Here is an 11,859-nt window from a genome sequence, read left to right as displayed (position 1 = left end):
TTCGGCATATAAGGTTGAGCTAATGCGTTAATCTCTTGTGACAAACACTGCATTTGCACCGTCAGCTCATCTTGCTTCTCTTTTAGCTTTAATAGGCGTTCCACTAACTCGTGTTTCAGCAACTTTTGTGCCATAATAAAATCCCTATTGAGTTAAAATTTCAATAGGGATCTTAAGGTTTTTAATCGGTTAAATCTTTGTGCAACTGCTACATAATACCGAAGTTTTGAAAAACGCACCGCACTTTTATATTTTATCTCAATAAGATAACTATAATTTTCTCAAGTAATCCAACACCACCCGATGATGTTCTGTTGTTTTAAATTTATCAAAAACTTGCGCAATTTTACCGTTTTCATCAATAAGAAAACTGATTCGGTGAATACCATCAAAAGTGCGTCCCATAAATTTCTTTTCCCCCCACACGTCAAATTGCTGGGCGACTTGATGATCTTCGTCTGATAACAACGTGAAATTCAGCGCTTTCTTTTCGATAAACTGCGCTAATTTTTTCGGGCTATCCGGGCTAATTCCTAAAATCACCACGCCTAAGTTTTCCAATTCCGATTTGCTATCCCGTAAACCGCAGGCTTGTGTCGTGCAGCCAGGGGTTAACGCTTTTGGGTAAAAATAAACCAACACTTTTTTACCTTTAAACTGTTCCAAAGAAACTAATTCGCCATTTTGATTCAGTAAAGAAAAGTGCGGTGCGTTTTCGCCAACTTTTAATGTATTCATTTAAAAATCCTCTTAAAAAAATAAAAAATTTCTTGCAAATTCAGGGTATTTTAGCGATCTTAAATAACCATTAGCAAGCAAACACAACTCTTTTTTCCGGCAATGTAATTTCTTATTTAAACCGGAATCCAATAACAAAAAATGGAGGCTTTTATGTCAAATCATCCTTTATTTCAGGGAAGCATAGTTGCATTAGTGACACCAATGGATAGCCATGGCGAAGTAGATTTTGAAAATTTGAAAAAGCTGGTTGAATTTCACATTAATGCCGGCACGGATGCGATTGTTTCTGTTGGGACAACCGGTGAATCCGCCACCCTCAGCATTGATGAAAATGTAAAAGCCATCTTAAAGACCGTTGAGTTTGCCGCCGGCAGAATCCCGGTTATTGCCGGTACCGGCGCCAATGCCACCAGCGAAGCCATTACCATGACAAAATTATTAAATAATAGTGGTATTTCCGGTTGTTTATCCGTTGTCCCTTATTACAACAAACCTACTCAAGAAGGCATGTATCAACACTTTAAAGCCATTGCAGAATGCACCGATATTCCGCAAATTTTGTATAATGTACCGGGGCGTACCGGAAGCGATTTACAACCGGAAACGGTTGGTCGTTTAGCTAAAATCAAAAATATCGTGGGTATTAAAGAAGCCACCGGTGATGTTTCCCGAGTGCAAAAAATCAAACAACTTGCCGGCGATGATTTCATTGTATTAAGTGGCGATGATGCAACCAGTTTAGAGGCAATGAAACTGGGTGCGGAAGGCGTGATTTCGGTCACAAATAACATTGCGCCTGTAGAGATGGCGAAAATGTGCCATTTAGCTCGTGAAGGTAAATTTGAAGAGGCCGAAAAAATTAACCAACGTTTAATGCCGTTACACAAAAATCTCTTTATCGAATCCAACCCAATCCCCGTGAAATGGGCCTGCTATAAGCTCGGACTTATTCAAGAGCCGACTCTTCGTTTGCCTCTTACAGTACTCAGTGAAAAAGCACAACCGTCTGTATTAGAAGCCCTAAAACTTGCCGGACTACTTTAATGTCACATCGGGATCTCTACGTAGATCCCGAACTTTTCCCTTTCTCTTCTGTCGAAAGCAGACTTTCTCACTCTTGATTACACGCCAAAAGGATATGTTATGAAAAAATGGTTACTAACTGCAGCAATGGTTGCCCTATTAAGTGCCTGTTCTGCCAGCAATGAAAGTAAACAACAAGCGGGCGATAACTACCAAAAATCAAATCCCGAATTGCCATTTTTCGCTCCACTCGCAAGTGGCGGTGTCAATTTACCGACACAAAGCGCGGAATATCAATTACCTCAAGTCAAAATTGCGAAAACAGAAAACGTGGATATTCGTCCTCCATCAATTCCATTAGCCATTATCAACGGTTCTATCACCCAATTTGATGGTGAACGCGCATTAATTGTTTATGAATCCAATAAAAAACAGGTGTATAACCTAAAACAAATTGAACGTTTACTGAAAGAACAAGAGATCGGTTATCACTTAGAAGGTAAGAAATTAGTGACTGATTGGACAGAGACCGGGCGCGTGGATGACTTAAAAAATACCCAAATACGCTATCAAATTGAAGAAGTGAATGCCCGACAAGCCAATGCATTAACGGTTTCTGTGCTGCAAATGAAACGCGATGACACGGTTTTCACGCCAAACCTTGCGGATAAACAACGTTATGCATCTGACCGATTAAATCAATTCGTTGGAGAGCTTAACAGCACATATCAAAAACAACAGCAAGAATTAAGAGGGGTACAATCCTCACCAATTCAATCCGCCATTGCAACGGATTCTAATGGTCGTATCGCTTTGGTTTTAAATGCACCGTTTGAAAAAGCATGGCACCGCTTGGCTTCTGCATTACCAACTTTAGGATTTGAAATCGGCGAAGAACAAGGCGCACGAGGCATTCGGGAATTGGCTTATAAACCGTTATCTCAGGAAGAATGGTTGCGAATCGGTACACAACTTCCTGAATTAGAAAAAGGGGATTACCAAATGCAACTTGCCGCTGCCGGCAAACAAAGTGCGGTGGTTATTTCAGATGAAAAGAAAACCGCACTTTCCGGAAAACAAGCGCAGATTATTTATCAAGCGTTACAAAACGTCTTAGCAAAATAATTAACTACCCCATACAAAACGCCACGTTCAATTGAATGTGGCGTTTTGCTTTCCTTTAAAATAAAAAACGCGGCCAAAAACGACCGCACTTTTATGCAAATTACACTCGCTTCCCGAAAATCGCGGTACCTACACGCACCATCGTAGAACCGCATTTAATGGCGCTTTGCATATCATCGGTCATACCCATGGATAAAGTATCAATTTGGGCATGAGGCAGCGCCTGTTGCAAGGTTTCAAACAAGGTTCGCATTTGACGAAACGTTTGTTCCTGTTGCACCACATCATCGGTAGGTTCAGGAATCACCATTAAACCGCGTAAACGTAAGTGCGGTAGATTTTCCACGTGTTTTGCTAAAGGCAAAATATCATCGGGTTGTACGCCGGATTTACTGGCTTCATTGCTGATATTAACTTGAATTAACACATTTAATGGTGCCTTGTGCGGTGGGCGTTGTTCATTTAAACGGTCAGCGATTTTTGCACGCTCAAGGGTTTGCATCCAGTCAAAATATTCCGCCACCAAGCGGGTTTTGTTAGATTGTAATGGTCCAATAAAATGCCATTCCAATTCAATCTGATGTTGTTGGCAAAATTGAATTTTTTCAACGCCCTCTTGCACATAGTTTTCGCCAAATACCCTTTGACCCGCTTCGTACGCGGTTAAAATATCTTCAATCGGTTTGGTTTTAGAAACGGCAAGTAATTTGACCGCACTTTGAGTCTCAGAATGGCATTCGCATTGTGTAATTTGTTCCCGAATATGTGCAAGATTTTGCGCAATCATAAGGCGTCCTTGTAATAAAAATGGTGATTTATTTTACACCAACTAAAAAAGTTAGAAAATAATGCAAAATTCTCCGATTTCCGTTTGACAAGGATATGAAATTTCGGTATTTCTATATCCGATTTTTCACCATGTAAAATAAATTATGCCTCAACTTAACCGCACTATTATTATGTCAACCACCATGATTACCATTACGATGATTAATGGGGCGGGCTAGTGCGTTAAGAATAAGATTAATGAACCCGCTTCCTCTATAAAGCGGGTTTTTTTATGCAACTATTTTAAAGATCATACTCAGGAGAATATCATGCGCGTATTAAAATTTGGCGGCACATCATTAGCCAACCCGGAACGTTTTTTACGAGCGGCTGGGCTTATCGAAAAAGCTCATTTGGAAGAACAAGCCGCAGGTGTTTTATCCGCACCGGCTAAAATCACCAATCACCTTGTCGCCCTTTCTGAAAAAGCCAGTTTAAACCAACCTACCGATTCCCATTTCAACGAAGCATTAGATATTTTCTATACCATCATTAACGGCTTACATGCCAAAAACAATAAGTTTGATCTTGCCGGCACCAAACAACTTATCGATCAAGAATTCCAACAAATTGCTTCTTTATTAGACCAAATTCGTCAAGCTGGTAAAGTAGAAGATGCGGTAAAAGCCACCATTGATTGCCGAGGTGAAAAACTCTCTATTGCGATGATGAAAGCCTGGTTTGAAGCCAACGGTTATCGCGTACATGTGATCGATCCGGTGAAACAATTATTAGCGCAAGGCAGTTATTTAGAATCCTCCGTAGATATTGAAGAATCCACCAAACGTGTGAATGCCAAAGCTATTGAAAAAGATTGTGTAGTGTTAATGGCAGGCTTTACAGCTTGTAATAGTAAAGGCGAATTGGTTTTATTGGGCCGTAATGGTTCTGACTACTCCGCCGCTTGTTTAGCCGCCTGTTTAGGTGCCAGCGTCTGCGAAATTTGGACAGACGTTGACGGCGTTTATACCTGTGACCCACGTTTAGTGCCGGATGCGCGTTTATTGCCAAGCCTGTCTTATCGCGAAGCCATGGAGCTGTCTTATTTTGGTGCTAAAGTGATTCACCCACGCACGATTGGTCCGTTGGTGCGTCCGAACATTCCATGCTTAATTAAAAACACCGGCAACCCAACCGCGCCGGGTTCCATTATTGCCGGCAATATCAAATCCGAAGAGTTGCAAGTTAAAGGCATCACTAATTTAGATAATGTTGCTATGTTCAACATCTCCGGCCCGGGCATGCAAGGCATGGTTGGTATGGCGGCGCGTGTCTTTTCTGCGATGTCACAAGCCAATGTGTCAGTGATCTTAATTACGCAATCCTCTTCCGAATACAGCATCAGTTTCTGTGTACCGATTAAATCGGTGGATGTGGCATTGAAAGTATTAGAAAACGAATTTGCGCAAGAATTAGCGGCACACCAATTAGATAAAATTGATGTGATTAAAGATCTTTCCATTATTTCTGTGGTTGGAGACGGTATGCGAAAAGCCAAAGGCATTGCCGCACGGTTCTTCTCTGCCTTAGCCCAAGCAAATATCAGTATTAATGCCATTGCGCAAGGCTCTTCCGAGCGTTCCATCTCCGCTGTGGTACCACAAAATAAAGCCATTGAAGCCGTAAAAGCGACCCACCAAGCGTTATTTAATAATAAAAAAATCGTGGAAGTATTTCTCGTTGGCGTCGGCGGTGTCGGCGGCGAATTAATCGAGCAAATCAAACAGCAAAAAGAGTATTTAGCAAAGAAGGACATTGAAATCCGTGTCTGTGCATTAGCCAACTCCAATAAAATGTTGCTGAATGAAAACGGTTTAAGCTTAGACCATTGGCAAACCGATTTGGAAAATGCCACACAGCCATCGGATTTTGACGTGTTGTTATCTTTCATTAAATTACATCACGTTGTGAACCCGGTATTTGTAGATTGTACATCGGCTGAATCCTTAGCGAGTTTGTATGAACGTGCATTGGCAGAAGGTTTCCATGTGGTAACCCCAAATAAAAAAGCCAATACCCGTGACTTAACTTACTACCACAAACTGCGTGAACTGGCCCATAAAAACCAACGTAAATTCTTATACGAAACCAACGTCGGTGCAGGCTTACCAGTCATTGAAAACTTACAAAACTTATTAGCCGCCGGCGATGAAGTGGAACGTTTTGACGGGATTTTATCCGGTTCTCTTTCTTTTATTTTCGGCAAATTGGAAGAAGATTTAAGCCTTTCCCAAGCGACCGCACTTGCCCGCGAAAAAGGCTTCACCGAACCGGATCCGCGTGATGACTTATCCGGTCAGGACGTTGCCCGCAAATTGTTAATTCTTGCTCGAGAAAGCGGCTTAGAACTGGAATTGTCAGATGTCGAAGTCGAAGGCGTTCTTCCAAAAGGTTTTGCCGAGGGCAAATCTACTGAAGAATTTATGGCGATGTTGCCGCAATTGGATACTGAATTTGCTGCACGTGTCGAAAAAGCCGAAGTGGAAGAAAAAGTTTTACGTTATGTTGGACAAATTGAAAACGGCAAATGCAAAGTGTCTATTGTTGCCGTAGGCAAAGATGATCCGCTATACAAGGTGAAAAACGGTGAGAATGCGCTGGCATTTTACACTCGTTATTACCAGCCGATTCCGCTATTATTACGCGGTTACGGTGCGGGCAATGCTGTCACTGCTGCCGGCATTTTTGCCGATATTTTAAGAACCTTAAAGCATTAAACGGAGAATGTTATGCTAAGAGTCTATGCGCCGGCCTCCAGTGCCAATATCAGCGTCGGTTTTGATACCTTAGGTGCGGCAATTTCCCCAATTAACGGTTCATTATTAGGCGATGTGGTGCAAATCGAACCTATCGCCGCCGGCTTTGAGTTAGAAAGTGCGGGTTATTTTGTGCGTAAATTGCCAAAGGAGCCGCAAAAGAATATCGTTTATCAAGCCTATGTGTTATTCAGCGAACAGCTCAAATTACGTAACACAAAAGTCAAACCGCTACGCTTAACCTTAGAGAAAAATATGCCTATCGGTTCAGGCTTGGGCTCCAGTGCCTGCTCTATTGTTGCCGCCTTGGTCGCGCTGAATAAATTCCATGACGAACCTTTTTCTAAAATGGAATTGTTAGAAATGATGGGCGAGTTGGAAGGACGCATTTCCGGCTCCATTCATTACGATAATGTGGCGCCTTGCTACTTGGGTGGCGTGCAGTTTATGGTGCAATCACTCGGCAACATTTGCCAAACCTTGCCGTTTTTTGATCATTGGTATTGGGTCTTGGCGTACCCGGGAATTGAGGTGTCCACTGCGGAAGCCCGAGCAATTTTACCGAAAAGCTACACACGTCAAGATGTTATTGCACATGGTCGCCATCTGGGTGGTTTCGTGCATGCTTGCCACACACAACAGGAAAATTTAGCCGCCATGATGATGAAAGATGTCATTGCCGAACCTTATCGCGAAGCCTTGTTGCCTAACTTTGCCGAAGTGAAACAAGCGACGCGTGATTTAGGTGCGTTAGCCACCGGAATTTCAGGGTCCGGCCCGACGATCTTTTCCATCGCACCGGACTTGCATATTGCCGGCAAACTTGCCACTTACCTTGAAAATCATTATTTACAAAACAACGAAGGCTTTGTGCACATTTGCAAAGTCGATAATGCCGGTGCAAGAGAGCTTGATTAAAACACCGGAAAAAAATCACCGCACTTTTGTCTTAAAGGTGCCAAACAAAAGAACAGGTTTCACATGAATTTATACAACATCAAACACCCCGAAGAACAGGTCAATTTTGCCCAAGCCGTACGCCAAGGGTTAGGCAAAGATCAGGGCTTATTTTTCCCTGAAAACATACCGAACTTAAGCAATATCGATGAACTGTTGGCATTGCCACTGGTTGAACGCAGCCAAAAAATCCTTGGTGCCTTAATCGGTGAGGAAATCCCTCAAGCCCAGCTTGAACAAATGGTACGCAACGCCTTCACCTTCCCTGCACCGGTTGCCAACGTGGAAGACAATATTTATGCATTGGAATTGTTCCACGGCCCAACCCTTGCCTTTAAAGACTTCGGCGGACGCTTTATGGCACAAGCCCTTGCGACCGTACGCGGTGACGGCAAAATCACGATTTTAACCGCGACATCCGGGGACACTGGTGCGGCAGTTGCCCATGCGTTCTATGGTTTAGAAAATATCGAGGTGGTGATTTTATACCCGAAAGGCAAAATCAGCCCGTTACAAGAAAAATTATTCTGTACCCTCGGCGGCAATATTCGTACCATCGCAATCAATGCCGATTTCGATGCCTGCCAAGCTTTAGTAAAACAAGCCTTTGATGATGCAGAACTACGCCAAGCCATCGGTTTAAACTCGGCGAACTCCATCAATATCAGCCGTTTATTGGCGCAGGTGTGCTATTACTTTGAAGCGGCAGCACAATTACCAAAAGCACAACGTGAAAACTTGGTGGTTTCCGTGCCAAGCGGCAACTTCGGCAACCTCACAGCCGGATTAATCGCTAAAACCCTCGGCTTACCGATTAAACGTTTTATCGCAGCCACCAACGCCAACGACACAGTGCCGCGTTATTTACACAGCGGAAACTGGTTACCAAATGCAACCGTGGCCACCCTTTCCAACGCTATGGACGTTTCTCGTCCGAACAACTGGCCTCGCGTGGAAGAATTGTTCAAACGTAATGGTTGGGCATTGACCGAGTTACATTCGGCTGCAATTTCCGATGCACAAACAGAAGATACCTTACGCGCCATGAATCAACTGGGTTATTTATGCGAACCGCATGGCGCTGTGGCCTATGAAGTGTTAAAACAGGATTTACAACCAGGCGAAACCGGCTTATTCCTGTGCACTGCGCATCCGGCAAAATTTAAAGAATCCGTCGAACGTATTCTGGATTTAACGCTACCGTTACCGGAAGCGTTGGATAAACACAACAAACTGCCGTTGTTATCCGATGAAATGGAAAACGATTTTGCGCAGTTAAGAGCTTATTTATTGAAATAAGGTGAAAAAGTGCGGTGACAAAATTCAACGGATTTTGACCGCACTTTTCTTATCACGATGACAACGCTAATCGCTTGGGGAAATATTCACACCCCCTTCCCTTTTCATGACATCCCAGCCGACCTGATTCCGGCTAATTTGCTGACGTTAAGCCACGGCAACCCGCGTATGCAACAACGTTGGCAATGTCGTCGTTTAGCGCATTTCTTGCTGTGGCAATTACTCAAAACAGCAGAAAAACCGACCGCACTTTTAGGTCAAATTTCGCGTACAGAAACTGACCGACCGCAATTTCCCTTTTCTGATTTTGATTTTAATATCAGCCATTCCGGTGATTGGGTGGCAGTGATTTTGCACATCAGCCAACCAGGTGAAAAAAGTGCGGTAGGAATCGACATTGAATCGCCTAGCAAAGAACGTCCTTATTTAGCCCTGTTGGAACATTTTGCAAGCACGGAAGAAATCGACTGGTTTCAACAACAAACTGAATCCCAATCCGCTTTTTATCGTATTTGGTGTTTACGCGAAGCCGTGTTGAAATCCCAAGGCGTGGGCATCGCAAAATTATCAGAAGTGACACATCATCCCGAAACCTTACACATTTTCTCGGCCCACTGCCCCCGTGGACAGCTGTGTTTTACCGATGAACTGCCTTTTTATCTCGCCTATTTTGTTAACCAAACAGCTATAAAATCGCCCTATTTTTGGACTTGGGATGGCGAGCATCTTCAACCTCAAAGGCTTGTGCATAAAATTCACTACAACGTGAATAATTAACCCTTTAAAATCGATAGACTTTCCCATTAATCGTTAGACTTAACACGCGATTTTGTTTAGACTTGCAACAATTTTTTGACAAATGGAGAAAGCAATGTCTTTAAATGGTTCAGATCAAGATCCTTGGGGCAAACCAAAGCAAAACGGGCAATCCTCTGGAAATCAGGGTTCCGATAAAAACGAAGGTCAGTCTAACTGGGATCATTCTTCCAACTCACAAAAAAAGAACGAACAATCACCACCGGACTTAGAAGAGATTTTCAATAACTTATTGAAAAAAATGGGTGGTAAAGGGGCTAAAAACAATCATTCCGGTGCGTCTAACCTGCCTTCCGGCTTAGGTAAATTATTACCGATTGCGATTACAGCCGGCGTGATTATGTGGGGCGCCAGTGGTTTCTATACCATCAAAGAAGCAGAACGTGGCGTCGTGCTACGTTTAGGACAATTCCATTCCATTCAACAACCTGGCTTAAACTGGAAACCGACTTTTATTGATCGAGTGATTCCGGTCAACGTTGAGCGTGTACTTGAATTAAGAACACAAGGTTCCATGCTCACCCAAGATGAAAACATGGTGAAAGTGGAAATGACCGTGCAGTATCGTGTCCAAAATCCTGAAAAATACCTGTTTAGTGCAATCAATGCCAACGATAGTTTGAATCAGGCTACCGACAGTGCATTACGCTATGTTATCGGCCATATGACAATGAACGATATTTTGACGACAGGTCGTTCCGTCGTACGTGAAAATACTTGGAAAGCGTTAAATCAAATTATTGAACCATATGATATGGGTTTAGAAGTGATTGATGTGAACTTCCAATCTGCACGTCCACCGGAAGAAGTCAAAGAAGCCTTTGATGATGCGATTAAAGCACAAGAAGACGAACAACGTTATATTCGTGAAGCAGAAGCCTATGCGCGTGAGAAAGAGCCGATTGCTCGTGGTAATGCACAACGCATTTTAGAAGAAGCGACAGCCTATAAAGACCGCGTGGTGCTAGATGCTAAAGGGGAAGTGGAACGTTTCCAACCGCTCTTACCTGAGTTTAAAGCAGCACCAACCGTCTTCCGCGAACGCTTATATATTCAATCCATGGAAAAAGTCATGGCAAATACACCAAAAGTCATGTTGGATTCCGGCAATGGAAATAACTTAACCGTATTGCCTTTAGAACAATTGTTAAAAGGTAAAAAATCCACTGGCTCGAACGGTAGTACCAATGTAAGTGAATCCAATGAAACACAACAAAGTGCGGTAACTTCTGCGCCTGTTTCACGCACGCATGAGCAAACAGCACCACTTAGACCAATGGAATCGCGTACCGACAATGGTCGCCAAGGGAGAATTAACTAATGCGTAAATTTTTATTACCTGTTATTTTCGTGCTTATCGCGGTGCTTTATTCCAGCATTGTGGTTGTCAGTGAAGGTACGCGTGGCATTATGTTACGCTTTGGCAAAGTGCAACGCGATGCCGATAATAAAGTGGCAATTTATACGCCGGGATTACATTTCAAAATCCCTTTTATTGATAATTTGAAAGCGCTGGATGCCCGTATTCAAACTCTAGATGGACAAGCAGATCGTTTTGTGACCGTAGAGAAAAAAGACCTTTTGGTGGATTCCTACGTGAAATGGCGTATTAACGATTTCGGTCGTTTCTTTACCACCACCGGTGGTGGCGACTACGCCCAAGCAGCCAATTTATTACGCCGTAAAGTTAACGACCGTTTGCGTTCTGAAATAGGTTCCCGCACCATTAAAGACATCGTTTCAGGTACACGTGGTGAACTCATGGCGGGGGCTAAAAATGCGCTCAATAGTGGACAAGACAGCACTGCTGAATTGGGAATTGAAGTACTAGACGTACGTATCAAGCAAATTAACTTGCCGGATGAAGTGTCTTCTTCTATTTACCAACGTATGCGTGCAGAACGTGATGCAGTTGCTCGCGAACACCGTTCACAAGGTAAAGAAAAAGCAGCCTTTATCCAAGCTGATGTAGATCGTAAAGTCACATTGATCATTGCCAATGCAGAAAAAACGGCGCAAGAATTACGCGGTGAGGGCGATGCCACTGCAGCGAAGATCTTTGCTGATGCCTTTGGTAAAGAACCGGAATTTTATAGCTTCATTCGTAGTCTTAAAGCCTATGAAAGCAGCTTCTCTAATTCGGATAACTTGTTGATTTTAAAACCGGACAGTGATTTCTTCCGTTTCATGCAATCACCAAGTAAGTAATGTTCTAATAGAAAAAAGGGTATCTGAAGATACCCTTTTTTGTTGCCTAACAAAATCTCATGGTGATATTTACAACGCAAAAAAATACCCCGATTTTCATCGAGGT

At 43.0% G+C, this 11,859-nt stretch carries 10 protein-coding genes; 8 read left to right on the top strand and 2 right to left on the bottom strand.

All coding sequences use genetic code 11. From position 1 onward, the window contains the following. Positions 1 to 270 precede the first annotated feature (270 nt). On the bottom strand, positions 271 to 738 hold the full coding sequence (gene bcp / locus DK415_RS05410; protein ID WP_109432770.1) for a thioredoxin-dependent thiol peroxidase: 468 nt from the start codon (positions 736 to 738) through the stop codon (positions 271 to 273). A gap of 153 nt (positions 739 to 891) precedes the next feature. Between bcp and dapA the strand changes: the two genes are divergently transcribed. Both dapA and bamC read left to right on the top strand, forming a co-directional pair. Beyond that, positions 892 to 1,785: a 4-hydroxy-tetrahydrodipicolinate synthase gene (gene dapA / locus DK415_RS05405; protein WP_109432769.1), complete on the top strand. Its 894-nt coding sequence runs from the start codon at positions 892 to 894 to the stop codon at positions 1,783 to 1,785. Positions 1,786 to 1,884: 99 nt separating this feature from the next. Further along, on the top strand, positions 1,885 to 2,889 hold the full coding sequence (gene bamC / locus DK415_RS05400; RefSeq protein WP_109432768.1) for an outer membrane protein assembly factor BamC: 1,005 nt from the start codon (positions 1,885 to 1,887) through the stop codon (positions 2,887 to 2,889). A gap of 100 nt (positions 2,890 to 2,989) precedes the next feature. On the opposite strand, the gene DK415_RS05395 is transcribed toward bamC, so the two are convergent. Continuing rightward, positions 2,990 to 3,676 (bottom strand): YggS family pyridoxal phosphate-dependent enzyme, encoded by a 687-nt coding sequence (locus tag DK415_RS05395; RefSeq protein ID WP_109432767.1) that lies wholly within the window; start codon positions 3,674 to 3,676, stop codon positions 2,990 to 2,992. Between the two features lie 310 nt (positions 3,677 to 3,986). On the opposite strand from DK415_RS05395, the gene thrA reads away from it, so the two are divergent. The 6 genes from thrA (at position 3,987) to hflC (ending at position 11,753) form a co-directional block, all read left to right on the top strand. Continuing rightward, positions 3,987 to 6,434 carry a bifunctional aspartate kinase/homoserine dehydrogenase I gene (thrA, locus tag DK415_RS05390; protein ID WP_109432766.1) on the top strand — a complete coding sequence of 816 codons (2,448 nt, stop codon included), beginning with the start codon at positions 3,987 to 3,989 and terminating at the stop codon, positions 6,432 to 6,434. A gap of 12 nt (positions 6,435 to 6,446) precedes the next feature. Continuing rightward, entirely contained in the window at positions 6,447 to 7,391 is a 945-nt protein-coding gene (thrB, locus tag DK415_RS05385) for a homoserine kinase (RefSeq protein ID WP_006717206.1), read from the top strand. A 63-nt stretch (positions 7,392 to 7,454) separates the two neighbouring features. Beyond that, the gene (thrC, locus tag DK415_RS05380; RefSeq protein ID WP_109432765.1) at positions 7,455 to 8,729 is read left to right on the top strand and encodes a threonine synthase; all 1,275 of its coding nucleotides are present in this window, start codon (positions 7,455 to 7,457) and stop codon (positions 8,727 to 8,729) included. A gap of 57 nt (positions 8,730 to 8,786) precedes the next feature. Continuing rightward, positions 8,787 to 9,506 (top strand): 4'-phosphopantetheinyl transferase family protein, encoded by a 720-nt coding sequence (locus tag DK415_RS05375; RefSeq protein ID WP_109128501.1) that lies wholly within the window; start codon positions 8,787 to 8,789, stop codon positions 9,504 to 9,506. A gap of 94 nt (positions 9,507 to 9,600) precedes the next feature. After that, positions 9,601 to 10,866 carry an FtsH protease activity modulator HflK gene (gene hflK / locus DK415_RS05370; protein WP_109432764.1) on the top strand — a complete coding sequence of 422 codons (1,266 nt, stop codon included), beginning with the start codon at positions 9,601 to 9,603 and terminating at the stop codon, positions 10,864 to 10,866. Then, entirely contained in the window at positions 10,866 to 11,753 is an 888-nt protein-coding gene (gene hflC / locus DK415_RS05365) for a protease modulator HflC (RefSeq protein WP_006717199.1), read from the top strand. The genes hflK and hflC overlap by 1 nt, the downstream gene beginning before the upstream one ends. Positions 11,754 to 11,859: the final 106 nt, after the last annotated feature.

This window comes from Aggregatibacter segnis, assembly GCF_003130075.1.
Taxonomy (GTDB): Bacteria; Pseudomonadota; Gammaproteobacteria; order Enterobacterales; family Pasteurellaceae; genus Aggregatibacter; species Aggregatibacter segnis_A.
Note: the sequence above shows the minus strand (reverse complement) of the source record. Positions and strands in the feature narration are given on the sequence as shown.

What these genes read in the sequence shown, in the direction of transcription:
- bcp (WP_109432770.1), bottom strand. Translation starts at nt 738, where the DNA reads ATGAATACATTAAAAGTTGGCGAAAACGCACCGCACTTTTCTTTACTG.
- dapA (WP_109432769.1), top strand. Translation starts at nt 892, where the DNA reads ATGTCAAATCATCCTTTATTTCAGGGAAGCATAGTTGCATTAGTGACA.
- hflC (WP_006717199.1), top strand. Translation starts at nt 10,866, where the DNA reads ATGCGTAAATTTTTATTACCTGTTATTTTCGTGCTTATCGCGGTGCTT.
- DK415_RS05375 (WP_109128501.1), top strand. Translation starts at nt 8,787, where the DNA reads ATGACAACGCTAATCGCTTGGGGAAATATTCACACCCCCTTCCCTTTT.
- DK415_RS05395 (WP_109432767.1), bottom strand. Translation starts at nt 3,676, where the DNA reads ATGATTGCGCAAAATCTTGCACATATTCGGGAACAAATTACACAATGC.
- thrA (WP_109432766.1), top strand. Translation starts at nt 3,987, where the DNA reads ATGCGCGTATTAAAATTTGGCGGCACATCATTAGCCAACCCGGAACGT.
- thrB (WP_006717206.1), top strand. Translation starts at nt 6,447, where the DNA reads ATGCTAAGAGTCTATGCGCCGGCCTCCAGTGCCAATATCAGCGTCGGT.
- bamC (WP_109432768.1), top strand. Translation starts at nt 1,885, where the DNA reads ATGAAAAAATGGTTACTAACTGCAGCAATGGTTGCCCTATTAAGTGCC.
- hflK (WP_109432764.1), top strand. Translation starts at nt 9,601, where the DNA reads ATGTCTTTAAATGGTTCAGATCAAGATCCTTGGGGCAAACCAAAGCAA.
- thrC (WP_109432765.1), top strand. Translation starts at nt 7,455, where the DNA reads ATGAATTTATACAACATCAAACACCCCGAAGAACAGGTCAATTTTGCC.